This window comes from Streptomyces clavifer, assembly GCF_036345975.1.
GTDB classification, from domain to species: domain Bacteria; phylum Actinomycetota; class Actinomycetes; order Streptomycetales; family Streptomycetaceae; genus Streptomyces; species Streptomyces clavifer.
Genome location: NZ_CP107793.1, coordinates 2,162,071 through 2,185,814, shown reverse-complemented (window position 1 = coordinate 2,185,814; position 23,744 = coordinate 2,162,071). Strand labels below are relative to the sequence as shown.

Here is a 23,744-nt window from a genome sequence, read left to right as displayed (position 1 = left end):
GCGCGGCTCCGTCGACGGACTCGGTTCCTCGGCACCGCTGGGCGTGATGCTGCCGGCGGTGTTCGCCGAGGACGACCTCGCCCAGCGGTTCGTCGCGGGTATCGACGAGGTCCTCGCGCCGCTCCACAACGTGCTCGACTGCCTGGACGCCTACTTCACGCCGTCGCTGGCGCCCGCGGACTTCACCCGCTGGCTCGGCGGCTGGGTGGGCGCGGAGACCGAAGGTCCCGACACGGCCGGGCGCGCCGACGAAGCCGCGGGCCGCGACCTGACGGAGGCCGCGTCCACCACTCCGTCCACCGGCCCTCCGCAGGACACCGAGGCGACCGTGGCGCTGCGCGCCGCGGTGACCGCCGCCGTCCGGCTGCACCGCATCCGCGGCACCCGGCAAGGACTGTCCGAGGCGGTACGGCTCGCCTTCGGCGTGGAGCCGGAGATCACCGAAAGCGGCGCCGCCGCCTGGGACGCCAGGCCCCTGGGCCCGTTCCCCGGCGAGAGCCGCCCCCATCTGCACGTCACCGTACGGCTGCCGGTGCCCGACCCCGCCGCCGAACACCGGCTGGAGCGTCTCGTAGCGGCAGCTCGCCCCGCCCATATGCCTTACACGGTCCATGTGACCTCCGCCGAAAGGACTTCCGACAGGTGACCAGTCAGCAGGCTTCTCCCTCCACGCCACCCTCGACCGCGGGGGCCGGCGGCGCGGGGAACGAGCCACGTAACTGCGCCGAGTGCGGCACGCCGCCGACCCCGGGGCAGTCCTTCTGCGACGGCTGCGGCGCCGTACTGAGCTGGACCCCGGACAGGAGGGACCGGGCGGCGGGCGCGGCAGGCCGGCAGTCCGGCACGGACACGTCGGGCGCTCCGGGCTCCGACCCCGGCCCGGTCACATCGGCCGACGCGGATGCCGGGGCCGGGAGCACGGACGGGGTGCGCGAACCCGTACGCGCCGACGTGCCGGCGGTGACGCCCGAGGAGGACGACACCCTGCCCACGATCCCGGTGACCTCCGCCGCTCCGGCGCCCACCCCGGAACCGGAGCCGGACGCGAGCGCGCGCGCCAGGGCGCTGCTCGTGCCGGTCGCCGACCAGCGTGCCGCCGCACCGGCACCGGAAGTCGCCCCGGTCCTCCCCGGCGTGCCCGCCGCGGCCCGCCCCCTGGTCCAGGCACCCGGCAGCGGACCGACCGACGAGACCGGCCCCCCGTGCCCCTGGTGCGAGGTCGCCAACCGGCCCGACCGGCACTTCTGCCGGCGCTGCGCCATGTCCCTCGCGGACCGCCCCGGCGCCCCGGAGGCACGGCGCCCCTGGTGGCGCCGGATGCGGGACTTCGGCAACGGCCCCGCGCCGTGGGCGGGCGACCGTCCGAGGCTGCGCCGGGGAATCGGCCGCATCTTCACCTGGATCGTGTACGGCCTCGCGCTCGGGCTGGTGATCTACGCGGCGTTCAACGTGAGTACGGCGTGGAACGCGGCACGTGACCACTTCGCGAAGCGGGCGCCGGTCACTCCGGACTCCGCCGAGGCGTCCCGTTCCTTCGGCGGCCATCCGCCGAAGGCGCTCTTCGACAAGGTCAACAACAGTTGGTGGGGACCCGGCGTCTCGCAGTCCGCCGAGGGCGAATGGGTCGAGGCGCGCTTCCAGGAACCGACCCGTCTGCTGAACATCCTCATCACGTCCGGAATCTCCGTCAAGCCGGCCGACCTCTCCGAGGCCGCGCTGCCGCACCGCATGGACGCGATCATCACCACGACCGACGGGAGGAAGACGACGCGCCACATCAAACTCGACCAGGTGAGCGGCCCCCAGCAGCGGAAGTTCCGCGCGGAGAACGTCGTCAGCGTCCGTTTCGTCATCCGCTCGGCGTTCAACGCGGGAACCGACAAGCAGGTCTCGATAGCCGAGATCGAGTTCTTCACCCGCGCCACGACCAGCGGCACGTAGGGGCCCTGCCCCGCCGCTCCCGAACAGCCCCCGCCTCCTCGCTGCGGCCCCTTCCCAGGGGCCGCAGCGAGGAGGCGGTCGCGTTCAAGCCCGAGGCGCGAGGCCCGAGGCGCGTCCGGGCGGATGCCCCGCACCGGCACCCCCGGTGGACGCCCGGGAGTCACAGGCCCGGGGACCACCCGACCGGACGGGCGCGACGACGTCAAGGCCGTGCTCCACGCCTCCCACCGTCACGGCCTCAGAGGATCAGGCCCTTGGTGCGAAGGAACGGGACGGGCGGGACGTCGCTCCCGAACCCGGGCCCCGTACGCACCTCGAAGTGCAGGTGCGGCCCCGAGGAATTGCCGGTATCGCCGGACCAGCCGATGAGTGTGCCGCCCTGGACGCTCTGGCCGACGACGGCCTTCACCTCGGAGAGGTGGGCGTACTGACTGAACGTACCGTCCTCGTGGCGGATGACGACCTGGTTGCCGTAGTCGCCGCCCGCCCCCGCCGTGACGACCTCGCCGGGTCCGACGGCCTTGACCTGCGTACCGGCAGGGATCACGAAGTCGACGCCGGTGTGCAGACCGGTCGACCAGGCTGAGCCCCGCTGGTGGTACGGGGTGCCCGCCGGTCCCTCGACGGGCAGGGTCCAGCCGCCGGCCACGTCACCGCCGACCGGGACGACCATCTGGGAGGACGACTTCACGACGGCCTTGACGTACTCGTACGTCTCCCCGTCCGCTCCACTGGCACGCGGGACACCGCCGTACCGCTCCACCGTCTCCCAGCCCATGTGGTAGCCGGCCAGAGCCAGTTCGAGCTGGGTGCCCCGGTAGCCGGGGTGCTGCTCCGCGGTCCGCAGGAGTCCGCACATCTTCCTGCCCTGGGACGGTATGGCGTCCGCCGGGTCCAGGACGTCCTTGACGCCGTCGTTGTTGCCGTCGACCCCCTCGGCCGCCCAGTCGGCGTCGGAGAACTGCGCGATGCCCCGGGTGACGGGCCGTGCGGCCTGCGCCACGTCGGGCGGAGCCTCGCCCGAAGGAACCTCTGACGAGCCGGGCGCGGTGGGAGTGCCTCCGCCGGAGAGGGTGTCCTCCACCGGCTGTTCGCCCGTCTTCCCGTCCTCCGCCCGCTGCTGCGCACTCCGCGGGTCCGTCAGCGAGCCCTCGTCGCCCGTCGCCGTGTCGACCGCGACCGACCTGGCCCTCGGGTTGAAGTTGCTCTCCCGCTTCAACTGCGCTGCCAGCACGGGCGCGGTGAGCGGCTTCTCGTCGCAGTCGGCCGCGGCGTCGCGCAAGAGCTTGGCGTACATGACGGGAACACCCACGTCGCCCGCCTTCAGCTCGGTGCTCATCGGCGTGGGGACGTCTCCGCCGGCCGCCTCGCTGTCGTCGGAGGTCCCGAGCAGAACGGATCCGACGCCGATCGATATCGGCGTCACCACGACCCCGACGATGACCGGCACCATCCAGCGAGCGATCCTCACAGGTCCGACACTCCCCTACTCGACCGTCGCGGTGGGACTCACTATGCCATCCGCCGCGGAGGGCCCGGACACCCCTCGGAACCCACTCTCCCCCGAGCGCCGGGAACGGGCTCGGACCCCTTCTCCGACCGCCCGCCGCCGTCCTGACGGAGCGTCTATTGTTGCTCACCACAACAGCACGAACCGGGGGGTCGGATGGACGGCGAGGGCATGACTGGCATCGGTCCGGACACGGTGATCGCCGACCGCTACAGACTGCAGAGACAGCTCGGACGCGGCGGGATGGGAGTGGTCTGGGAGGCCCTCGACACCCGCCTCGACCGGAAGGTGGCCGTGAAGGGCCTGCTGTACCCCGGGGCCGTGACACCGGCCACGCAGGGGCAGTGGGTCAACCGGGCGCGGCGCGAGGCCCAGGCCATCGCCAGGATCGGGCACCAGAACGTGGTCGCCGTGCACGATGTGATCGAGGACGGCGACCAGGTCTGGATCGTGATGGAGCTGCTCAACTCCCGCTCCCTGGCCGACCTCCTGCGGGAGCAGCAGCAGTTGTCCGTGCCGCACGCGGCACGGATAGGGCTCCAGGTGCTGCGCGGACTGACCGCCGTGCACGAGGCCGGAGTCCTGCACCGTGACGTGAAGCCCCACAACATCCTGTTCCGGCCCGACGGGCGCGCCCTCCTGATGGACTTCGGGATCTCCACCTTCGAGGGCGCCGTGCAGGTGACCCGGTCGCACGAGATCATCGGGACGCCGCACTACCTCGCACCCGAACTGCTCAGCCGCACGGCGGCGCAGCCCCATCCCGCGACGGCGGCGTCCGACCTGTGGGCGCTGGGCGTCACGCTCTACGAGATGGTGGAGGGCAGGCGGCCCTTCGACGGATCCACCGGCTACGAGGTGCTGATCGCCGTGCGCGAGTCGCCCGTACCGGCCATGCAGTACGCCGGGCCGCTCGCCCCGCTGGTCGAACGACTGCTGCGGAAGGACCCCTTGCAGCGCCCGGACGCGGCCGCGGCGGAGCGGATGCTGCAGGCCGTCACCCGGGACGTCGCGCTCGACACACCGGCCGGCCCGCGGCCCCCGGAGCCCGCCCGGCACGACCCGCCCCCCGCTTCCGGCGGCCGCCCCCAGGTGCGCGCACGCAGGCGCCGGGACCGGTGGGCGGTGCCGGTCGCCGTGCTCTGTACGGCGCTCCTCGCGGGAGGGGCGTGGTACGTCTGGGGACAGCAGGACGGGACGGGCACGGGGGACGACGCGGCGCACGGCAAGGGCACGACGGGCGGGAGCGGGGCCGCGTCCACGTTCAGTGACACGCACCAGGTCCTGCGGATCGGCGTCAAACAGGACCAGCCGGGACTGAGCGTGCAGGACGGAAGCACCTTCAAGGGCTTCGAGGTCGACCTGGGCAAGGAGATCGCCCGGCACCTGGGCTTCGACGAGGACCAGGTGCGTTTCGTGCGCGTCAACTCCGGAAACCGCAGCGACTACCTGAAGGCGGCCGACCGGGCGGACATCGTGCTGGCCTCGTACAGCATCAACGACGAACGCGAGAAGAAGGACGGCGTCGTCTTCGCCGGTCCCTACTACCAGGCCCTCAAAGGGCTCCTGGTACGCAAGAACAGGCCCTACAACGACGTCAGCGACCTGCGGAACGACCCCAGCGCGAAGGTCTGCACCGCCAGGAAGTCGGTATACGAGACCTGGATCAGGAACGAGGGGCTGGCCGGCCAGCAGGTGCTGCGCCCCGGCTTCGAGGACTGCGTCAAGGCGCTCCTGGACCCCGCGACCCCGGTGTACGCCGTGGCCACGGACGACGTCATCGTCGCCGGTCTCGCCGACAAGTACTCCGACAAGACGAAGGCCCTCGACAACATCGAGGGCGGTACGGAAGGTTACGGTGTCGCGATGGACGCGAACGAGGCCGGTCTGCACAAGGAGGTGTGCGGCGCCCTGGCGAGCATCATGAAGCCGGCCGGCGGAAAGCCCTCCGCGTGGGCCGTGCTGTACGGCCGGCACCTGGAGCCCGTCATGAGGCAGCCCTCCCCGGGTGAACCGGTGCTGACGAAATGCTAGGACCGTCCGCCGGGATACGGCTGCGCGCGGCGACGTCCGAGGACGCGGAGGCCGTCACCCGGGTCTTCCTGGACTCGCGCGCGGCGGTCCTGCCCTATCTCCCCCGGGTCCACAGCGACGAGGAGACCCGTGCCTGGATCACCCATGTCCTGCTGCCCGGCAGCAGGACATGGGTCGCCGAGGACGGCGCGGGGGAGCTGCTGGGCTTCGCCTCCCTGGACGGCGACGAGCTCGACCAGCTCTACCTGCGGCCCGACGCACTCCGGCGCGGCATCGGGACGCGGCTGCTGGACCGGGTCAAGGCGGCCTCGCGCGGGGAGCTGAGCCTGTACACCTTCCGCCGCAACACCGCCGCGTGCGCCTTCTACGAGCAGCACGGGTTCGTCGCGGTCGCCTACGACGACGGCAGCCGCAACGAGGAGAGGGAGCCCGACGTGCAGTACCGGTGGACAGCCGCCGCCTGAACGGGCCCGGGGGCCGCGCCCCGCGGCCCCCGGGCCGAGCGGGTGCCGTCCCGCGACTCCGGCAAGCTGCCGCAGGTGCCCGCCCCGTACCGGCCGGCGGTGCCGCTCTGCCGGCACGGAGGGCTGGACCGTGCAAGACGTCCGTGCCCCCGAACCGGATCCGGTTCGGGGGCACGGACGGCGAGGTGCCACCTACAGCCCCGTCAAGCCGGTGCGCGAGCAGCCGGGACCATGACGAAGGGGAGGGACCGCATCACTTGTTGACGTCGAAGCCCTGTTCGGTGCCGTAGTCGGCAGAGGCCTTCTGCCAGGCCTTCAGTCCGTCGGCCAGCGTGGTGTCGGTGGCGTACGCCTTGCCCACGGTGTCGTTGAAGATGGAGTTGGCGTAGACCTGGAAGGGCAGGTAGGACCACTCCTCCGGCACCTGGGTGGCGGACAGGGCGAAGATCTCGTTCGCCTTCTGGCCACCGAAGTACGGGAACGTGGTGCTGAGGAACGTCGTGGAGGTCAGGTCCGCGGTGGTCGCCGGGAAGGCGCCGTTCTCGACCCGGGACTGCACGCCCTCCGAGTGGTTGGCGTACTCGTTGAACGCGTAGGCCAGCTTCTTGTTCTTGCCCGCCTTCATCACCGCGAGGGAGCTGCCCCCGTTCTCGGAGCTCACCTCGGCGCCCTTCTCCCACTGCGGGAGCGGGGCCGCGCGCCAGTCACCCGAGGCGGCCTTCACACCCGAGGCGAAGTTCGCGGGCATCCAGGCGCCGGTGGCGAGGGTGGCTATGGTGCCGTCGGCCAGCCCCGCGTACCACTCGTCGCTCCAGGAGCTGATGGGCGCGAGGAGCTTCTCGTCGATGAGCTTCTGCCACACCTCGGTGTAGGCGGTGACGCCCTTGTCGGCGACGAGGTCGACGGTGACGCTGGTGTCGCGGGTCTTGAACGGGGTGCCGCCGGCCTGCCAGATCATGCTGGTCGTGAAGCCCGCGTCACCGGTGTCGTTGGTGATGTAGGCGTTCGGGTCGGCGGCGTGCAGCTTGCGCGCGGCGTCCAGGTACTCGTCCCAGGTGGTGGGTGTGGCGATCTGGTGCTTGTCCAGGACCTTCTTGTTGAAGTAGAGCGCCATCGGGCCGGAGTCCATGGGCAGGGCGTACACGGCGTCGTCGATGGTGACGGCGTTCCACGGGCCCGGCGAGTAGTCGCGCTTGAAGTCCGAGGCGCCGTACCTGCTGAGGTCCTCGAGGGACTTGCCGAGGGCGAACTGACCGAGGGCGTAGTACTCGACCTGCGCGACGTCCGGCACACCGGCTCCGGCCTGCACGGCGTTCTGCAGGGCGGTGTACTGGTCGTTGCCGGTACCGGCGTTGACCAGCTTCACCTTGACCTTGGGATACCTCTCCTGGAAATCGCTGACCACCTGCTTCAGCGTCGGCTCCCACGCCCACACCGTGATCGAGCCGCCCTCCTTGAGAGCCGCCCGGAGATCACCACCCGTTACGGCCTTGTCCGAACCGGCGTCGTCACCGGTGCCGTCGGACCCGCACGCCGTGAGGCTCAGCGCAGCCGCACACAGCAGGCCGACGCCGCGCATCGCGCGTCTGGTGGTCGTTCTCATATCGCTTTACTCCGTTGTGGTGAGGGTGGTTCATGAACCGTCGAGCGATCCGCACGTAGACGTACGGAAGTCCGGGAGGGCACATCGCCGGCTGAGGGTGAGCGTGCCAGCCCTGAAGCGCAGGTAGTTGACACTGCAACCGCCTGGTGGTAGTCCACCGTGCTGCAGGTCGCGGCTACAACTGGTCACCTGCGCAGTTAACTTGAGATGGAACGTGTTTACACGTCCGCTCGAGTACGGTCAAGATTGGTCGGTTCGGGTGACGACGCGAGGGCGAGCCCTCAGTCGCCCCTGCTTCCTCCGCAACACCCGTACGGGCGGGGCCGGCTGAGCGGTGCGGCGGCTCGATCCGTGGCCTGTGCGGGGCCGGCGGGCCGAGACCGGTGAATACCGCGGGGTCGGCCAGGCGCAGCGGTCGGTGGCGCCCGGGGCGCGGAGGGGGTCCGACCCGTGGGCTGTGGTGGGAGCTCCGTGGGAGGTACCGGCCGGGAGCGCCCGGCTGCCGGAGGAGTCGGTGACGCGCCCGCGGAGGTGCGCCGGCCGTCAACGGAACGGGCGGGGGCGGCGGCCCCGGAGTTGTTCGAGGACACCGTCCCACGCAGGGTGTGCGCTCAGCCGCGGGCGGCCGACGGCCCTTGTGCGGTGCGGTCGTCGTCGAGCCGGACGTACATGACCATGTCCCGGCGCCGGTCACCGATCCGCTGCCAGCTGCGCAGCAGCCCCTCACTCACGTACCCGGCGCTCTCGGCGGTCCGCGCCGACGCGGTGTTCCAGGGCTCGACGAGGAGCTGGACGCGCGGGATGCCCAGCTCGTGCAGGGCCCAGGTGGTGACCGTGCGGAGTGCCGCTCCCGCCACCCCCTGCCGCCGGGCCGGGCCGGTCATCCAGTAGCCGACCGTCGCCCGGCCCTCGGCGGACTCGCCGAGCCAGAGTCCGATGGAGCCGACCGGACGCCGGTCCCGGGTGCGGACGATCGCGAACGGGTATCCGGCACCGGTTTCCGCCCTCTCCCACTGGCGCCGGACGAACGCCTCGGCCTCCTCGTCCGAGTACGGCGAGGGGATGGTCGTGATCAGCGGGATGTAGTCGTCCGCCGCCGCCTCGCGCACGAGGGACAGGTCGCTCATCTCCCAGGGACGGAGGACGAAGTCGGGGCCGGCGGTCATGCTGGGGACGGTCAGGGGCTGTGCCATGGCCGTCATCCTGTACCGGACGGGGCCGCGAACTGGGTGCGACTCACCCGGCGGAGGCGCTCCGGCCGGGACGGCCGAGGAAGGCTCCGGCGAGCAGGGCGCCGGCCAGTACGAGCGCGGAGTTGACCAGGACCGCCGCCGAGACGCCGGACAGCACGGCGTCGGGCCCCGTCGCCGCGCCCGTCCGAGCGGTGACGACCGCGCTCATGACCGGGATGCCCATCGTGATCCCGACCTGCTGCGTCATCGTGGCGAGCCCGGTGGCCAGGCCCTGCTCCTCGTCGGGGAGCCCGGAGGTCGCGGTGACCATGAAGCCCACGATCATCAGCATGTTGCCGACGCCGCCCACGAAGGTCGCGGCCAGCAGGAGCACGATCCAGCCGCCGGACGTGCCGAGCGCCACCAGGGAGAGGGTGGCGGCGGCCTGGACCGCACCGCCCAGGACGATCGTGCGCCGCTTGCCGTACCTGCCCACCACACGTCCGGCGGCCAGCCCGCCGACGACGGTCCCGGCACCCAGGACGCCGAAGGCGAGCCCGGTGGCGAGCGGCGAGTAGCCGAGGACCTCCTGGAGGTAGAGCGTGAGCAGGAAGACCAGGGAGGTCTCGGTGACGAAGGCGATCAGCCCGGTGGCGTTGCCCCAGATGACACTGCGCCGCTTCAGGATGTGCACCGGGACCAGGGGCGCCGCCGCCCTCTTCTCGACGAACCAGAAGCCGGTGAGGAGCGCCGCACCCGCGAGCAGCGTGGCCAGGGTCGCGGGCGCCCACCAGCCGGACTCGCCGGCCCGCGTCAGGCCGTACACCAGGAGCAGCAGACCGCCGGTGACGGTCGCGGCGCCCGGGACGTCGAGCTTCGGGCGGACGGCGGGCCGGGAGTCGGTGATCACCGACGGGGCCAGGGCCACGACGAGTGCGGCGACGGGGACGTTGACGAAGAACGCCCAGCGCCAGGAGAGCAGATCGGTCAGCAGGCCGCCGAGGATCGCCCCGGCGGTGAAGCCGGCCGACATCAGGGCGCCGTTGAGGCCGAGGGCGCGTTCGCGCAGCGGACCCTCCTGGAACGCCGTGGTGAGCAGCGCGAGCCCGGCCGGGGTGACCGCCGCGGTGGCCAGGCCCTGAAGGACCCGCGCGGTGAGCAGCACCTCCGGGGAGGTGGCGAGACCGCCGAGCGCGGAGGACAGTCCGAGGACGACCATGCCGCCGACGAACAGGCGCTTACGGCCGACGAGATCGGCGATGCGGCCGAACAGCAGCGTGAATCCGGCGGCGGCGAGCGCGAAGGAGGTGGCGATCCACTGGAGGTGCGAGAGGGTGAATCCGAGCCCCTCGCCGACGGCGGGCAACGCCACGTTCAGGATCGAGAAGTCCACGGCGACCATGAACTGTGCCCCGAGGAGGAGGGTCAGGACGAGCTTCTGCCGTCCCGTCATGCGCGGGACGGGGCCGGCCGGGGGTGGCGGAGCGGCGGGGAGCGCCGTGCGGGACGTGGACATGGTGAGCCCTTTCCTGAAGGCGGAGGCTCTAACGGGTCTCGGGTTCCGTTAGGGTGGGGTCACCGTAGCAGGGCTGAGCTGATTAATGGAACTGGAGACCCGTTATGGATGCAGAGGGAGCGGAGCCGGGCATGGTCCGGCCCGGTGGGCGCACGGCCCGGGTACGGGAATCCGTCCTGCGGGCGGCCGGTGACGCACTGGCCGAGCAGGGATTCGACCGGCTCGACCTCGCCGACGTGGCGCGCCGCGCAGGAGTCGGCAAGACGACGGTCTACCGGCGATGGGCCGGCACGGCCGGTCTGGTCGCCGACCTGCTCGCGGACATGGCGGAGCAGTCCGTACCGCGTACGGACACGGGTTCCCTGGCCGAGGACCTCAGGGCCAACGCCCGGCTGGTGGTGCGGACCCTCGCCGACCCGCGCCAGGGGGCGCTCTTCGCCGCCGTGATCGCGGCGGCCACCTGCGATCCGCGTACGGCCGAGGCGCTGCACCGCTTCTACGCGGTGCGCATCGCGGAGTGGTCGGGCTGTGTCGACGCGGCGGTCGCGCGGGGCGACGTGCCCGCCGGTACCGACGCGGGCGAGGTGATCCGGGCGGTCTCCGCCCCGCTCTACTACCGGATGCTGGCCAGCGGCGACCCCCTCGACGAGGCCGCCGCCGACCGGGCGGCCGAGGCGGCGGCGGTGGCGGCGCGGGCGGGGGTGTACGTGCGCTGAGAGGGCGTCAGGACCCGGTGCCCGCCGACCGCTCGGCGATGCGGTGCAGATGACCGTCGAAGACCGCGGCCGCGTCCGGGGTGAGGGTGCGCAGCGCGACCATCGCGGTCACGATGACGTCGCAGAGTTCGGCCTCCACGTCCTGCCAGGAGTGGGTGACCCCCTTGCGCGGATTCTGGCCGGTGGCGCCGATGACGGCCCGGGAGACCTCGCCCACCTCCTCCGACAGCTTCAGCATCCGCAACAGGAGGTCCTGTTCCGGCGGGACCCCGGTCGCCGAGTCCAGCCAGGCGTGCAGGTGGTCGACGGTGTCCCAGGGGTGAGTGTTCATGGCGAACAGGATGCCGGTCGCGTCCGTCAGGCGATGCGGGTTCCCGTGCCGCTCACCCTGATCCGTGCGTCGCCGGGCCGCAGCTCCACGGTGAGGGTGCCGGGACGGCCCAGGTCGGCGCCCTGGTGCAGGGTCAGGACCGCGTCGTCCGGGACGATGCCGCGCTCGCGCGCGTACGCGCCGAAAGCCGCCGCCGCCGCACCCGTCGCGGGATCCTCGACCACCCCGCCGACCGGGAACGGGTCGCGGACGTGGAAGACCGTCTCCGATGCGCGCCGCACCAGCTGGAGCGTGGTCAGGTCCTGGCGGCGCATCAGCGCCTCCAGCCGGGCGAAGTCGTAGTCCAGGTCCGCCAGTCGCTCACGGGTCGCGGCTGCCAGCACCAGGTGGCGGGCGCCCGCGTAGGCGATGCGGGGCGGCAGCGCGGGGTCCAGGTCTGCGGCCTGCCAGTCCAGGGCGGCCAGGGCCTCCGCGAGGTCGTCCGGGGCGATGTCCTCGACGTGCGGCTCGACGCTGGTCAGGGTCGCCCGGAGCTCGCCGCCCTCCCGGGTGACGGTGACCGGGACCGTGCCCGCGCGGGTGGTGAACACGAGGTCGCCCGGACCGTCGCGTTCGGCGAGGGCGATGGCTGTCGCGACCGTCGCGTGGCCGCAGAACGGGACTTCGGCCCTGGGGCTGAAGTAGCGGATCGTGTACCCGCCCCGGCCGTCCGGTGCCGTGAGGAACGCCGACTCGCTGTAGCCCAGCCCGGCGGCGACGGCGAGCATGGCCGCGTCGTCGAGCCCGGTGGCGTCCAGGACGACGCCTGCGGGGTTGCCCCCCTCGGGATCGGCGGAGAAGGCGGTGTAGCGGAGGACCTCGGGGCTGGGCAGTCGGCTCATGGGCACGTCAACCAAGGCGTCTGCGCGGGCATTCCCGGGCACGGGCGGGAGCCGGCCGGGCGTGGGCCGCAGGGCGGACCGGGGTGCGGAACGCGGGTGGAACGCGCCCCGACAGGGCGTGGACCGAGACCGGACCGGGTCCGGAGCCTGCCCGGAGCGGGTGGCGTGCGGAGCGGTCCGTGCCCGGTCCGCGGATTTCCGGGTGCGCTCCGGGGGCATTCCCCGGAGCGGTCCGGGAAGGCTTCCCGGGGTGGCCCGGGGTCCTGACACCCCGGGCCACCCTCCGGCCGGTCCCGCGGCCCCCCGGTCCGCGGCGGCCCGTTCACTGTGGTCAGTGGCAGACCTTGACGCCGTTGCCCTTCGTCCAGGAGCAGGAGTCCCGGAGGGTGCCCGTCGGCTTGTACAGCCGCGCCTTGTCGCCGGTGTTGTTCCAGACGTACGAACCGCGGTTCCAGTAGACGTGCGACGAGGTGTTCTTGCCCTTGCCGGTGTGCACCCGGACCGTCTTGCCCGCCGCGAGGCCGAGGGTGCCGAAGGTGTACGTGTAGCCGGTGTTGTCCTTCAGCTTGTAGCCCTTGAGCTGCAGCTTGGACTTCCCGTTGTTGTGGATGTCCACGTACTCGGCGTTGAGGGACGTGTTCGTCCGGGTGTCCTTGCCGGGGCTGTCGTACTGGATCTTGCCGAGGTGCAGTCCGCCCTGGTGGGAGGCGGCCGAAGCCGGGGCCGTGGCGAGGAGCGAGCAGGCCAGGGCGGTGGCTGCGGCCAGGGCGAGGGGTGCGGTGGTACGTATGCGCATGCGGTGTGGTCCTCCTGTGTGCATCAGGTGAAGGTCAGCAGCATACGGGCAGCATGCGCTTGTCGGACCACAGGAGGTAAATTCGTTGAAAGTGCTCAAAATCTGTCATTCGTAGGCCCGTTCTGAGCTGCAAGTGAAGCGAATTCGTCAGCCTCGGCCCACGTACGGCATCCCGGTCGCCAGCACCGTCGCGAACTGCACATTGGCCTCCAGCGGCAGTTCCGCCATGTGCAGGACCGTCCGGGACACGTCGGCCGCCGCCATCACCGGCTCGACGGCCACCTCCCCGTTGGCCTGGAGGGTCCCCGTTCGCATCCGCTCCGTCATGTCCGTGGCCGCGTTGCCGATGTCGATCTGCCCGCAGGCGATGCGGTACGGGCGGCCGTCCAGCGACAGGGACTTCGTCAGGCCCGTGACGGCGTGCTTCGTCGCCGTGTACGCGATCGAGTGCGGGCGCGGCGCGTGGGCGGAGACCGAACCGTTGTTGATGATCCGGCCGCCCCGTGGCTCCTGCTCCTTCATCAGCCGGAACGCCGCCTGCGCGCACAGGAAGGCCCCCGTCAGATTGACGGCCACCACCGCCCGCCAGTCCTCGTACGCGATGTCCTCGACCGGAACCGCGCGCGGACCGAACGTCCCCGCGTTGTTGAAGAGCAGGTCGAGGCGGCCGAAGCGGTCCCGGACGGTGGCGAAGAGCGCCGCCACCCCGTCCGGGTCGCTCACGTCCGTCGGCACGCACACCGCCCCACCCGGCGCGGCGGCGGCGGTCTCCTCCAGTGCCTCCGCCCGCCGCCCGGCCAGCACCACCGTCCAGCCCGCCTCCGCGAGCGTGAGGGCGACGGCCCTGCCGATGCCCGATCCCGCACCCGTGACGACAGCGATTCTCTGCTCAGCGTTCATGGCCCGGCAGCGTACGGGAGGTTTCGCGGCGTACGGCATCCGGTTCTCATCGCACCGCCATAAGGATGTTGTGTACCCGCCAACGGAACGTCGTCACCCCGCACTCAAATGCCTCTGACAACATCCGGCACCGGAGGGGCACATGACAGCCGTACAGATCAGCAGTTCGCCCGGTCAGGGGCATTCCGCGGAGCTGCGGGCCGCCGCCCGGCGGATCGGAGCCGGGGTGGACCGCCGCAGGTTCCTCACCGTCACCGGTGCCGCCGCCGCGCTGGCCTTCGCCGTCAACCTTCCGTCCGCCGGGGTCGCGGGCGCCGCCGAGCTCGACGCCCGGAGGATCACCGAGGACCCCTTCACCCTCGGAGTGGCCTCCGGCGACCCGTTGCCCGACTCCGTCCTCCTGTGGACGAGACTCGCCCCCCGCCCCTACGAGGCCGACGGAGGACTGCCCGCAGCCCGGATCCGGGTCCGCTGGGAGATCGCCCGCGACGAGCGCTTCACCCGCGCCGTCCGGCGCGGCACCGTCACCGCCCATCCGGAGTTCGGCCACAGCGTCCGCGCCGACGTCAGGGGCCTCGCCCCCGACCGGGCGTTCTTCTACCGCTTCCGGGTGGGCGACTGGACCAGCCCCGCCGGCCGCACCCGGACCGCACCCGCCCGCGGTGCCCGCAACAGCTCCCTGACCCTGGCCGCCGTCTCCTGCCAGGCCTACCACGACGGCTACTTCACGGCCTACCGGCACCTCGCCGCGGAGGACGTCGACGTGGTCTTCCACCTCGGCGACTACCTCTACGAGTACGCGGTCACCGCCACCGGCGGCGCCCGCGGCTACACCGACCGCGTCCTGCCGGCCCACTACAACCGCGAGACGGTGACGCTGGAGGACTACCGGATGCGGTACGGCCTCTACAAGTCGGACCCCGACCTGCGGGCCGCCCACGCCGCGCACCCCTTCGTCGTCACCTGGGACGACCACGAGACCGAGAACAACTACGCGGGCGGAACTCCCGAGAACAGCGTGCCGCCGGAGGAGTTCCTGCTGCGCAGGGCCGCCGCCTACCGGGCCTACTGGGAGAACCAGCCGCTGCGCGCCCCGCAGCGCCCCACCGGTCCCGACATGCGGCTCTACCGCCGCCTGCAGTTCGGCCGGCTCGCGCAGTTCGACATACTCGACACCCGCCAGTACCGCAGCAACCAGGCGTACGGCGACGGCTGGAAGGTCCCCGGACCGGAGTCCGAGGACCCGGCGCGCACCATGACGGGCGCCGCCCAGGAGCGCTGGCTGCTCGACGGCTGGAAGGACTCGGACGCCCGGTGGAACGTCGTACCGCAGCAGGTCACCTTCGCCCGGCGGCGCGACGTGCCGACCGACGCCTACAAGCTGTCCATGGACTCGTGGGACGGCTATCCGGCCTCCCGGCAGCGGATCCTGGCCGGAGCGGAGGCCGCCGGGATCGACAACCTGATGGTGCTGACCGGTGACGTGCACGTCGGCTACGGCTTCGACCTGAAGAAGGACTTCGACGACCCGGCCTCCCGGACCCTCGGCACGGAGATCGTGGCCACCTCGATCTCCAGCGGCAAGGACGGCGCCGAGAAGCCCGCCAACTGGAACAACCTGACGCGGGCGAACCCGCACATGAAGTTCTACGACGGCCGCCGCGGCTACGCGCTCGTCACCCTCGGCGCGGACCAGGCGCGCGCCGACTTCCGCACGGTGCCGGCCGTGACCACCCCCGGCGCGCCCGTGACCACGGCCGCGTCCTTCGTCACCGAGGCCGGGCACCAGGGGCTCACCCCCGCGTGACCCGGCCCCGCCGCCGGCCGGGACGGTCAGACGAGGTCGTCCGCCGGATAGCGGACGCCGACGCGTTCACGTACCGCGTCGAGCGTCCGCATCACGGCGAGCGAGCCGTCCAGCGGCACCAGCGGGGACTCCGTCTCACCCGCGCGCACCGCACGCATCACCTCGGCCGCCTCGAACTGCATGCCCGTGAGGCCCTCGGGGCCCGGGCCCGTGGTGATCTCCTCGGGCTCCCGGCCGGGCCGGTGCAGGACGAAGCGCTCCGGATGGAAGAAGCCCTGCGGGAAGTCGATCCGGCCGGCCGTGCCGGTGACCGACGCCGTGGTGGGCAGGTCACCCACGATCGAGCAGCTCAGCAGCGCCGTGGCCCCCGACTCCCAGCCCAGGAGCATCCCGGTGTTCAGGTCGACGCCCTCCGGGGACAGCAGCGCGTCTGCCTGCACCCGGTCCGGCTCACCCAGCAGCAGCTGCGCGAACGCCACCGGATAGACGCCGAGGTCCAGCAGCGCACCGCCGCCCAGGGCGGGATCCCGCAGCCGGTGCTCGGCGCCGAAGGTGCCCAGGAAACCGAAGTCGGCCTGCACCGTGCGGATCTCGCCGATGGCGCCGTCCCGCACCAGCTCGGTCATCCGGCGGATCAGCGGATTGCAGTACGTCCACATGGCCTCCATCAGGAACACCCCGTGCTCCCGGGCCAGGGCCACCAGCTCCCGCGCCTCCCGCGCGTTGAGCGTGAACGCCTTCTCGCACAGCACGTGCTTCCCGGCCTCCAGTGCCAGCCCGGCCGCCTCCCGGTGCGCGGAGTGCGGCGTGGCCACGTAGACGACATCGATGTCGTCGTCGGCGACGAGCTCCGCCCAGCTGCCGTACGCCCGCTCGATCCCGAACCGGTCGGCGAACACCTTGGCGGACGCCTCCGAACGGGAGCCCACCGCCACGACCTCGGCCCCGGAGTCCTTCATCGCCAGCAGGTCCGCCGTGAACGTGGCGGCTATGCCGCCCGTCGCCAGAACACCCCAACGCACAGTCCCGCTCATGCCGCCCGCCTCACAGAAAAAGGTATCGACCACTACGACTGACCTGAGAGCATAGATGCGGATTCAACGAAGCGGAGACGATGATGCCGGACAGCGGCGTGAGCCGGGCCCAGCAGGAACGACACGAAGAACACACGGTCCACGTACCCCCACCGACCCTCCCCGGCGCCGCCACCGTCACCGCTGCCGCGCGGCGCGCCGGACTCCTGGTCACCCTGGTCCTCGGCGGGCTCACCGCCCTGCCGCCGCTGTCCATGGACATGTACCTGCCGGCGCTGCCCGCGGTCACCGACTCGCTGCACGCCCCGGCCTCGACCGTCCAGCTCACCCTGACCGCCTGTCTCACCGGCATGGCCCTCGGCCAGCTCGTCGTGGGGCCGATGAGCGACCGCTGGGGCCGGCGCAAGCCGCTGCTCCTCGGCATGATCGTCTACGTGATCGCCACCGCGATCTGCGCCTTCGCCCCCTCCGCGGAACTCCTCATCGGCTTCCGCCTGCTGCAGGGCCTGGCCGGCGCGGCCGGCATCGTCATCTCCCGGGCCGTGGTGCGCGACCTCTACGACGGCGACGAGATGGCCAGGTTCTTCTCGACCTTGATGCTCATCTCGGGTGTCGCCCCCGTCATCGCGCCCGTGATCGGCGGACAGGTCCTGCGGTTCACCGACTGGCGCGGCATCTTCGCCGTCCTGACCGTCGTCGGCGTCCTGCTCACCCTCGTCGTCTGGAAGTGGCTGCACGAGACGCTGCCCGAGTCGCAGCGGCACACCGGCGGCGTCGGTGACGCCCTGCGCACCATGCGCGGACTGCTGGCCGACCGGGTGTTCACCGGCTACATGGTCGCGGGCAGCCTCGCCTTCGCCGCGCTCTTCGCCTACGTAGCGGCCTCGCCCTTCGTCGTGCAGGAGATCTACGGCGCCTCGCCGCAGACCTTCAGCCTGCTCTTCGGGATCAACTCGATCGGCCTGATAGCCGTCGGCCAGATCAACGGCAAGATCCTGGTCGGCCGGGTCAGCCTCGACAAGGCACTCGGCTTCGGCCTCGCGGTCATCTCGCTGGCCGCGATCGCCCTGCTGCTGATGACCTCCGGAGTCTTCGGCGACGTCGGCCTGCTGCCGGTGGCCGCCGGGCTGTTCGTGCTCATGTCGGCCATGGGCCTGGCCATGCCCAACACCAACACCCAGGCCCTGATGCGGACGCGCCACGCCGCCGGGTCGGCCTCCGCCCTGCTCGGTACGTCGTCGTTCCTCATCGGCGCCATCGCCTCACCGCTCGTCGGCATCGCGGGCGAGCGGACGGCCGTGCCCATGGCCGTGGTGCAGGTCGTCTGCGCCCTGTCCGCCATGGCCTGCTTCCTGGTCCTGTGCAGGCCGTGGCGGAACAGGCCCGGGCTGCGGGATCAGCCGACGCGCGGATAACCCGGCAGGCGCAGGCGGTCCTTGGCCTTTCCGGCGGAACGCGCGGCTGCCGGACGGGGACTCGTCCGGCAGCCGCGCGTTCGGTCCCGGTCCGTGCCGGACCACCGGGCTGCGGGGGGACGGTCCACTGCGCCTACAATTCGGCGGTGAACGCCACCCTCCCCACCGCGGAAGCCCTGCGCACGGCCCTGGCCGCACTGCTCGACGGGCTGCCGCCCACCCAGGCCGCGCGCGCCGTCGACCGGCTCATCGCCAGCTATCGCGGGACCACCCCCACCGACGCCCCGGTCCTGCGCGACCGCTCGGACGTCGCCGCGTACGCCGCGTACCGGATGCCCGCGACGTTCGAGGCCGTACGCGCCTGCCTCGCCGCGCTGCGCGAAGCCGCACCGGAGTGGGAGCCCGCCACGCACACCGACATCGGGGGCGGTACGGGCGCGGCGAGCTGGGCCGTCGCGGGGGCCTGGGACGGGCCGCGGACCACGGTCCTGGACTGGGCCGAGCCCGCCCTCGCCCTCGGCCGCGAGCTGGCCGACGCCTCCGGCATCCCCGGGCTGCGCGCCGCCACCTGGGAGCGGGCCCGGATCGGGACGGCACTGGAGCTGGCGCCCACGGACCTGGTGACCGTCTCGTACGTCCTCAAGGAGCTCACGCCCGCGGACCGGACCGCGCTGGTGGACGCCGCCGCGGACGCCGCCCGGGCCGTGGTGATCGTCGAACCGGGCACCCCCGACGGCTACGACCGTGTCATCGAGGCCCGCGACCGGCTCGTCGCCGCCGGGCTGACCGTCGCGGCGCCGTGCCCGCACAGCGCCGCCTGCCCCATCGAACCGGGCAAGGACTGGTGCCACTTCTCGGCGCGGGTCAGCCGCTCCTCCCTGCACCGCCAGGTGAAGGGAGGTTCGCTCAGCCACGAGGACGAGAAGTTCAGCTACGTCGTGGCGACCCGCTTCCCCACCGGCCCGGTGCGCGAGCGGGTCACCCGCAGGCCCCAGATCCGCAAGGGCCAGGTACTGCTGGAGCTCTGCACCCGGGACGAGGGCCTCCGGCGCGCCACGGTCACCAAGCGGCACGGCGAGCTGTACCGCGCCGCCCGGGACACCGCGTGGGGGGACCCCTGGCCGCCCCCCGCGCAGCGGGACCTCTAGACCGCGCCCTCCCGGGGCACGGGCCGGGGCCGCAGCTCCTGGGTGCAGCACTTCACGCTGCCGCCGCCCTTGAGCAGCTCGCCCAGATCCATCGGCACCGGTTCGAAGCCCCGGTCCCGCAGCGGGTCCAGCAGCCCCGTGGCGGCCTGCGGGAGCAGCACGTGACGACCGTCGCTGACCGCGTTGAGGCCCAGCGCCACGGCGTCGGCCTCCTCGGCGACGAGCGCGTCCGGGAAGAGCCGGGCCAGCACGGCCCGGCTCCCCGGCGAGAACGCCCCCGGGTAGTACATGACCTCGTCGGCCGCGTCGTCGAGGACGCACAGCGCCGTGTCCAGGTGGTAGTAGCGCGGGTCCACCAGATCCAGGCCGATCACCGGCCGCCCGAAGAACTCCTGTGCCTCGCCGTGGGACAGCGGACTGGAACGGAAGCCGCGCCCGGCCAGGAGGTACGAGGCGGTCACGGCGAAGTCGCCCTCGCCCTCGTTGACATGGGCCGGCTCATGGATGTCGGTCCAGCCGTCGGTCCGGAACCACTCCCGGTGGGCCTCGGCCTCCGCGTACCGCTCCCGGTACGCGAACAGCGCGCCGAGCACCCGGCCGTCGATCACGGTGGCCCCGTTGGCGGCGAACACCATGTCGGGCAGGTCGGGGCGGGGGGTGAGCAGCTCGACGGTGTGGCCGAGCGAGCGGTACCGGTCGCGCAGATCCTCCCACTGGGTGTTGGCCAGGGGCAGGTCCACGGGTTTCGAGGGGTCCATCCACGGGTTGATGGAGTACGTGACCCTGAAGTGGGCCGGGGCGCACATCAGGTAGCGACGGGGGGTGGCGTCACGGTTCAATGCAGGCTCCTCACGAACGGCAGCGGGGCTGCGGAACGGTGGGATGCGCACGGTCTGTGCGTGCATTCATGGTGCGCCGCTCCCGGCCGTTGCGCAGTGATCCGATCGGGTGGTTCACACGGGGGCGGTCGGGGGCGGCGCAGGCCGGAGCTCCGGACGCGGGCGGCACACGGCAAGACGATACGTATCGGACCGTGAGGTGTAGGTTGGGCGGATGTCACCGCACAAGGCTCCCGACTCCAGCCGCCGCAGCGACCGCTCCCGCCGCGCGATCTACGACGCGGCCCTCGCCCTCGTCGGCGAGACGGGCTACGCGCGGACGACGATCGAGGGTATCGCCGCCCGCGCCGGGGTCGGCAAGCAGACGATCTACCGCTGGTGGCCCTCGAAGGCCGCCGTCCTCATGGAGGCGTTCCTCGACCTCGCGGCCCGGCAGGCCGAGGAGGCCGCGGGGGAGGGCGAGGGCGGGATCCCGGACACCGGGGACCTGGCGGCCGACCTCCGGCTCGTCCTGCGGGCCACCGTCGACGAACTGAACGACCCCGCCATCGCGGGGCCCACCCGCGCGCTGACCGCCGAGGGCATCGTCGATCCCCACCTCGGCGCCCGGTTCGTCGAGCATCTGCTCGATCCGTCGATCCAGTTGTATGTCACACGCCTGCGCGCCGCGCAGGCGTCGGGCGAGCTGCGCGCGGACATCGATCCGCGCATCGCGCTGGAGCTGCTGATCGCCCCACTCACCCACCGCTGGCTGCTGAGAACCCTGCCGCTCACCCACGCGTACGCGGACGCGATCGTCGACTACGCCCTCGGAGGACTGTCCGCCGAGCCCCGAGGCGGAGCCCTCCGTCCATGACACCCGGTAGCCGACGTCCGCCTCTGCGTGGTGCTCCGGGGACCCCGCTTGGGGACTCTGGCCACTCCAGGAGCAGGATGGTGGGACGATGGACAGGTAACCGCTGAGGTGAGGGGATAGATGGGCGCCGATTCCGGCCGCTTTCGCGGCACAGAGAGCAGGATTTCCCAGTGGCTGCGCCGGCGGCCGAAACCACAGCCGGAAGCCGACGACGCGGCCCGGCTGGCGCTGCTCCTGGCCGTCGCCGAGGCAGGAATGCCGATCTCACCCGCCGCGCATCCGTCCGGTTACCGATGTTCGTGCGAGCGCGTCGGCTGCCCCACCCCCGCCCGGCATCCCGTCTCGTTCGCCTGGCAGACGCAGTCCACGACCGACCGCGACCAGATCGAGCGCTGGGCCGAGGGACAGCCGCTGGCCAACTTCATCACGGCGACGGGCATGGTGCACGACGTGCTCGACGTCCCCCTCCCGGCCGGCCTGGCCGCCCTGGAGCGCCTCATCGAGGCGGGTGTCGACGTCGGTCCCGTGGCCCAGTCCGGTGATGACCGGATCCTCTTCTTCACCGCCACCCGCGGCACCCCCGAGGACGAGGACGAGTGGTGGCCCTGCGAGCTGGACTGCCACCCGGAGACGATGGACGAACATCCGGGGCTCCGCTGGCACTGCCGCGGAAGCTATGTCCTCCTGCCGCCGGCCCGGCTCCCCGGTGAGCTGGACGTGCACTGGATCCGCGGTCCGGAGAACCCGCTGCCGGATCCGCTGAACCTGCTGGAGACGCTCACCGACGCCTGTGCGCGGTACGCGGACTCGGCCGCGGCGAGCGATCTCGACCACGACGCGGTGGGCTGGCCGCTCAGCCGCTGAGGACCGCCCCCGACGGGCGGCGGCCCGAAGGGGCAAGGGGCTCCTGCCGCGGTCAGGAGCCCTTCGCGGCGATCAGGCCGGGCAGCCTGTTCAGCACCCTGACCCTGCCCCCCTCGTCCCCGGCGCCCCTCTTGGGCACGTAGACCAGCTGGCTGGAGACCCGCTCCTTGGTGAGGGTGGTCCTGACCTCGCCGGTCAGCAGGGCCCTGACGTCCGGGGTGACCGCCGGCCGCAGCCCCTCGGCCGCCGTCTGCCGCTCGAAGTGCTTGCTGCTGAAGAAGACCAGCGCCCCGCCGTCCTCGGTCGTCAGACCCAGGGGAGCGAACGTCCCGGTGTCCAGCGGCTGATCGACGTACTGGAACGAGAAGCCCGCCCGCCGGGTGTTCTTCCGCGTGTCCCGCCAGCCCGTGGTCGTCGCCCCCGGGGCGAAGACGTCCGGGGTGCCGTCCTTGAGGTAGTCCGTGTAGGCCGTGCTCAGCTCCGCGGGAGCGGTGGCCAGGGTCGTGTCCGCGTCCCCGCCGGGCACGGGCTGCGCCCAGCCGTCGGCGTCCTTGCGGAACTTCGGGACCTGGGACGGGGGAACGACCGCCAGGTAGGCGGCCTTCCACGGCGCGTCCGCTCCCGCGCGGACGAACACCAGCAGCCAGCGGGTGTCCAGCTTCCCGCCGTCCTGGTCGCGGTTGGAGTCGGTGTCCGCGACGAACCAGCGCGGCCAGCCCGCCTTCTTGGGAATCGTGTACGAGGCGTCGGTCAGCTCCAGCGGCCTGTGCGCCTTGTTGCCGCCCGGGTTGTTCTTCTGACGCGCTGTCAGGCCGGCCTGGTTGATCGCGCCGAGCGAACCGGTCACCCGGTCCGCGTCCAGCGCCGGATCGTACGCCTCGTCCGCCTTGTTGTAGGCGGCGGTGAAGTCCTCCAGGGCCTGCGCGGCCTCAGACTTCGTCGCTCCCGGTACGACTTCCAGTTCGCCGTGCACCGTCACGCAGCCGCTCGCCGTCACGCTCAGCACCGTGACCGTCGCGAGACCCGCCGCCAGTCGACCCAGCCTTCTCATCCGTTGCCTTCTGCGCCTTCTGATCCGTCGTCCGCACTGACCGTCCGAACCCTACCGGGGCGAGGAACAGCGCGAGCGTGGGGATGAGATACAGCGCCCACACCGTGACCTGGAGGACGGTCGGGTCGGCCTGGAAGTTGAAGACGCCCTTGAGCAGGGTGCCGTACCAGCTGTCCGGCGGAATGGTGGTCGTGATGTCGAACGCCTTGTTCCGCAGACCGCCGAGGAAGCGGGCCTCCTGGAGGTCGTGCACCCCGTAGGCGAGCACCCCGGCGGCCACGACCACGAGCATGCCGCCCGTCCACGTGAAGAACCTCGACAGATTGATCTTCAGGGCACCCCGGTAGAACAGCCAGCTCAGTACGATCGCGGTCGCTATGCCCAGCAGCACACCCACCAGCGGTGACGAGGAGCCCTCACCGCTCGCCCGCACCGAGGCCCACACGAACAGCGCGGTCTCCAGGCCCTCGCGGCCCACCGCCAGGAAGGCGGTGGCGACCAGTGCGCCGGTACCCATCGCGAGCGCCGCGTCGAGCCTGCCGTGCAGTTCCGCCTTCAGGTGCCGCGCCGTCCGCCGCATCCAGAACACCATCCAGGTCACCAGACCCACGGCGAGGACCGACAGCGAACCACCGAGCATCTCCTGCGCCTCGAACGTCAGCTCCTGGGAGCCGAATTCGAGCACGGCGCCGAAGGCCAGCGAGATGCCGCAGGCGATGCCGATCCCGGTCCACACCGGGCGCAGTGCGTCACGGCGGCCGGTCTTGACCAGGTACGCGACGAGGATGCAGACGACCAGGCCGGCCTCCAGGCCCTCGCGCAGGCCGATCAGATAGTTGCCGAACATGCCGGTCCTTCCACGGTGT

The 23,744-nt window shown here is 72.0% G+C and carries 22 protein-coding genes; 10 read left to right on the top strand and 12 right to left on the bottom strand.

The window, feature by feature from the left end:
* The first annotated feature begins 46 nt into the window (after positions 1-46).
* Both OG927_RS09345 and OG927_RS09340 read left to right on the top strand, forming a co-directional pair.
* Complete coding sequence (locus OG927_RS09345) at positions 47-646, top strand: phage tail protein (RefSeq protein ID WP_056785922.1); 600 nt, start codon at positions 47-49, stop codon at positions 644-646.
* The gene (locus OG927_RS09340) at positions 643-1,941 is read left to right on the top strand and encodes an NADase-type glycan-binding domain-containing protein (protein ID WP_330319968.1); all 1,299 of its coding nucleotides are present in this window, start codon (positions 643-645) and stop codon (positions 1,939-1,941) included. The genes OG927_RS09345 and OG927_RS09340 overlap by 4 nt, the downstream gene beginning before the upstream one ends.
* Positions 1,942-2,179: 238 nt before the next feature.
* Here the strand turns inward: OG927_RS09340 and OG927_RS09335 are convergent, their stop codons facing one another.
* Entirely contained in the window at positions 2,180-3,394 is a 1,215-nt protein-coding gene (locus OG927_RS09335) for a M23 family metallopeptidase (RefSeq protein WP_408058127.1), read from the bottom strand.
* 228 nt (positions 3,395-3,622) lie between these two features.
* Here OG927_RS09335 and OG927_RS09330 point away from each other — a divergent pair, with 228 nt between their 5' ends.
* Both OG927_RS09330 and OG927_RS09325 read left to right on the top strand, forming a co-directional pair.
* The gene (locus OG927_RS09330; RefSeq protein WP_330319966.1) at positions 3,623-5,485 is read left to right on the top strand and encodes a serine/threonine-protein kinase; all 1,863 of its coding nucleotides are present in this window, start codon (positions 3,623-3,625) and stop codon (positions 5,483-5,485) included.
* Positions 5,479-5,949: a GNAT family N-acetyltransferase gene (locus tag OG927_RS09325; protein ID WP_319101509.1), complete on the top strand. Its 471-nt coding sequence runs from the start codon at positions 5,479-5,481 to the stop codon at positions 5,947-5,949. The genes OG927_RS09330 and OG927_RS09325 overlap by 7 nt, the downstream gene beginning before the upstream one ends.
* Before the next feature lie 253 nt (positions 5,950-6,202).
* Here the strand turns inward: OG927_RS09325 and OG927_RS09320 are convergent, their stop codons facing one another.
* The 3 genes from OG927_RS09320 to OG927_RS09310 all read right to left on the bottom strand — a co-directional run bounded on the left by OG927_RS09320 (position 6,203) and on the right by OG927_RS09310 (position 10,240).
* Positions 6,203-7,552 carry an ABC transporter substrate-binding protein gene (locus OG927_RS09320; RefSeq protein WP_330319965.1) on the bottom strand — a complete coding sequence of 450 codons (1,350 nt, stop codon included), beginning with the start codon at positions 7,550-7,552 and terminating at the stop codon, positions 6,203-6,205.
* Positions 7,553-8,163: 611 nt separating this feature from the next.
* Positions 8,164-8,745, bottom strand: coding sequence for a GNAT family N-acetyltransferase (locus OG927_RS09315; protein WP_056784644.1), 582 nt, complete (start codon positions 8,743-8,745; stop codon positions 8,164-8,166).
* A 43-nt stretch (positions 8,746-8,788) separates the two neighbouring features.
* Positions 8,789-10,240 (bottom strand): MFS transporter, encoded by a 1,452-nt coding sequence (locus tag OG927_RS09310; RefSeq protein WP_124282547.1) that lies wholly within the window; start codon positions 10,238-10,240, stop codon positions 8,789-8,791.
* Between the two features lie 104 nt (positions 10,241-10,344).
* Here OG927_RS09310 and OG927_RS09305 point away from each other — a divergent pair, with 104 nt between their 5' ends.
* Positions 10,345-10,956 carry a TetR/AcrR family transcriptional regulator gene (locus OG927_RS09305; RefSeq protein ID WP_330319964.1) on the top strand — a complete coding sequence of 204 codons (612 nt, stop codon included), beginning with the start codon at positions 10,345-10,347 and terminating at the stop codon, positions 10,954-10,956.
* A 7-nt stretch (positions 10,957-10,963) separates the two neighbouring features.
* On the opposite strand, the gene OG927_RS09300 is transcribed toward OG927_RS09305, so the two are convergent.
* From OG927_RS09300 to OG927_RS09285, 4 genes are all read right to left on the bottom strand, one after another.
* Positions 10,964-11,287, bottom strand: coding sequence for a MazG-like family protein (locus OG927_RS09300; RefSeq protein ID WP_330319963.1), 324 nt, complete (start codon positions 11,285-11,287; stop codon positions 10,964-10,966).
* A gap of 26 nt (positions 11,288-11,313) precedes the next feature.
* Positions 11,314-12,168 carry a PhzF family phenazine biosynthesis protein gene (locus tag OG927_RS09295; protein ID WP_330319962.1) on the bottom strand — a complete coding sequence of 285 codons (855 nt, stop codon included), beginning with the start codon at positions 12,166-12,168 and terminating at the stop codon, positions 11,314-11,316.
* A 331-nt stretch (positions 12,169-12,499) separates the two neighbouring features.
* Entirely contained in the window at positions 12,500-12,964 is a 465-nt protein-coding gene (locus tag OG927_RS09290) for a lamin tail domain-containing protein (protein WP_319101524.1), read from the bottom strand.
* A 147-nt stretch (positions 12,965-13,111) separates the two neighbouring features.
* The gene (locus OG927_RS09285) at positions 13,112-13,864 is read right to left on the bottom strand and encodes an SDR family oxidoreductase (RefSeq protein ID WP_124282549.1); all 753 of its coding nucleotides are present in this window, start codon (positions 13,862-13,864) and stop codon (positions 13,112-13,114) included.
* Positions 13,865-14,006: 142 nt separating this feature from the next.
* Between OG927_RS09285 and OG927_RS09280 the strand changes: the two genes are divergently transcribed.
* Positions 14,007-15,671, top strand: coding sequence for an alkaline phosphatase D family protein (locus OG927_RS09280; RefSeq protein ID WP_209470629.1), 1,665 nt, complete (start codon positions 14,007-14,009; stop codon positions 15,669-15,671).
* Between the two features lie 26 nt (positions 15,672-15,697).
* Here OG927_RS09280 and OG927_RS09275 read toward each other — a convergent pair whose 3' ends face one another.
* On the bottom strand, positions 15,698-16,705 hold the full coding sequence (locus tag OG927_RS09275) for a Gfo/Idh/MocA family protein (RefSeq protein WP_209470630.1): 1,008 nt from the start codon (positions 16,703-16,705) through the stop codon (positions 15,698-15,700).
* Between the two features lie 83 nt (positions 16,706-16,788).
* Here OG927_RS09275 and OG927_RS09270 point away from each other — a divergent pair, with 83 nt between their 5' ends.
* Positions 16,789-18,120: a Bcr/CflA family multidrug efflux MFS transporter gene (locus tag OG927_RS09270; protein WP_056785912.1), complete on the top strand. Its 1,332-nt coding sequence runs from the start codon at positions 16,789-16,791 to the stop codon at positions 18,118-18,120.
* Between the two features lie 146 nt (positions 18,121-18,266).
* A complete protein-coding gene (locus tag OG927_RS09265) occupies positions 18,267-19,268 on the top strand; it encodes a small ribosomal subunit Rsm22 family protein (protein ID WP_209470632.1) in 1,002 nt (333 codons plus the stop codon).
* Here OG927_RS09265 and ddaH read toward each other — a convergent pair.
* Positions 19,265-20,173 (bottom strand): dimethylargininase, encoded by a 909-nt coding sequence (gene ddaH, locus OG927_RS09260; protein ID WP_371612234.1) that lies wholly within the window; start codon positions 20,171-20,173, stop codon positions 19,265-19,267. The genes OG927_RS09265 and ddaH overlap by 4 nt on opposite strands.
* A 148-nt stretch (positions 20,174-20,321) precedes the next feature.
* Between ddaH and OG927_RS09255 the strand changes: the two genes are divergently transcribed.
* Both OG927_RS09255 and OG927_RS09250 read left to right on the top strand, forming a co-directional pair.
* Positions 20,322-20,963: a TetR/AcrR family transcriptional regulator gene (locus tag OG927_RS09255; protein WP_330319960.1), complete on the top strand. Its 642-nt coding sequence runs from the start codon at positions 20,322-20,324 to the stop codon at positions 20,961-20,963.
* A 120-nt stretch (positions 20,964-21,083) separates the two neighbouring features.
* A complete protein-coding gene (locus tag OG927_RS09250) occupies positions 21,084-21,827 on the top strand; it encodes a bifunctional DNA primase/polymerase (RefSeq protein WP_056784607.1) in 744 nt (247 codons plus the stop codon).
* A gap of 52 nt (positions 21,828-21,879) precedes the next feature.
* On the opposite strand, the gene OG927_RS09245 is transcribed toward OG927_RS09250, so the two are convergent.
* Entirely contained in the window at positions 21,880-22,869 is a 990-nt protein-coding gene (locus OG927_RS09245) for a hypothetical protein (RefSeq protein ID WP_330321307.1), read from the bottom strand.
* A complete protein-coding gene (efeU, locus tag OG927_RS09240; protein ID WP_079099537.1) occupies positions 22,757-23,725 on the bottom strand; it encodes an iron uptake transporter permease EfeU in 969 nt (322 codons plus the stop codon). Before efeU ends, OG927_RS09245 begins: the two co-directional genes overlap by 113 nt.
* Positions 23,726-23,744 lie beyond the last annotated feature (19 nt).

What these genes read in the sequence shown, in the direction of transcription:
- OG927_RS09290 (WP_319101524.1), bottom strand. Translation starts at nt 12,964, where the DNA reads ATGCGCATACGTACCACCGCACCCCTCGCCCTGGCCGCAGCCACCGCC.
- OG927_RS09345 (WP_056785922.1), top strand. Translation starts at nt 47, where the DNA reads ATGCTGCCGGCGGTGTTCGCCGAGGACGACCTCGCCCAGCGGTTCGTC.
- OG927_RS09335 (WP_408058127.1), bottom strand. Translation starts at nt 3,394, where the DNA reads ATGGTGCCGGTCATCGTCGGGGTCGTGGTGACGCCGATATCGATCGGC.
- efeU (WP_079099537.1), bottom strand. Translation starts at nt 23,725, where the DNA reads ATGTTCGGCAACTATCTGATCGGCCTGCGCGAGGGCCTGGAGGCCGGC.
- OG927_RS09250 (WP_056784607.1), top strand. Translation starts at nt 21,084, where the DNA reads ATGGGCGCCGATTCCGGCCGCTTTCGCGGCACAGAGAGCAGGATTTCC.
- OG927_RS09270 (WP_056785912.1), top strand. Translation starts at nt 16,789, where the DNA reads ATGCCGGACAGCGGCGTGAGCCGGGCCCAGCAGGAACGACACGAAGAA.
- OG927_RS09280 (WP_209470629.1), top strand. Translation starts at nt 14,007, where the DNA reads ATGACAGCCGTACAGATCAGCAGTTCGCCCGGTCAGGGGCATTCCGCG.
- ddaH (WP_371612234.1), bottom strand. Translation starts at nt 20,173, where the DNA reads ATGCACGCACAGACCGTGCGCATCCCACCGTTCCGCAGCCCCGCTGCC.
- OG927_RS09305 (WP_330319964.1), top strand. Translation starts at nt 10,345, where the DNA reads ATGGATGCAGAGGGAGCGGAGCCGGGCATGGTCCGGCCCGGTGGGCGC.
- OG927_RS09255 (WP_330319960.1), top strand. Translation starts at nt 20,322, where the DNA reads ATGTCACCGCACAAGGCTCCCGACTCCAGCCGCCGCAGCGACCGCTCC.
- OG927_RS09310 (WP_124282547.1), bottom strand. Translation starts at nt 10,240, where the DNA reads ATGTCCACGTCCCGCACGGCGCTCCCCGCCGCTCCGCCACCCCCGGCC.
- OG927_RS09285 (WP_124282549.1), bottom strand. Translation starts at nt 13,864, where the DNA reads ATGAACGCTGAGCAGAGAATCGCTGTCGTCACGGGTGCGGGATCGGGC.
- OG927_RS09300 (WP_330319963.1), bottom strand. Translation starts at nt 11,287, where the DNA reads ATGAACACTCACCCCTGGGACACCGTCGACCACCTGCACGCCTGGCTG.
- OG927_RS09330 (WP_330319966.1), top strand. Translation starts at nt 3,623, where the DNA reads ATGACTGGCATCGGTCCGGACACGGTGATCGCCGACCGCTACAGACTG.
- OG927_RS09320 (WP_330319965.1), bottom strand. Translation starts at nt 7,552, where the DNA reads ATGAGAACGACCACCAGACGCGCGATGCGCGGCGTCGGCCTGCTGTGT.
- OG927_RS09325 (WP_319101509.1), top strand. Translation starts at nt 5,479, where the DNA reads ATGCTAGGACCGTCCGCCGGGATACGGCTGCGCGCGGCGACGTCCGAG.
- OG927_RS09315 (WP_056784644.1), bottom strand. Translation starts at nt 8,745, where the DNA reads ATGGCACAGCCCCTGACCGTCCCCAGCATGACCGCCGGCCCCGACTTC.
- OG927_RS09295 (WP_330319962.1), bottom strand. Translation starts at nt 12,168, where the DNA reads ATGAGCCGACTGCCCAGCCCCGAGGTCCTCCGCTACACCGCCTTCTCC.
- OG927_RS09275 (WP_209470630.1), bottom strand. Translation starts at nt 16,705, where the DNA reads ATGAGCGGGACTGTGCGTTGGGGTGTTCTGGCGACGGGCGGCATAGCC.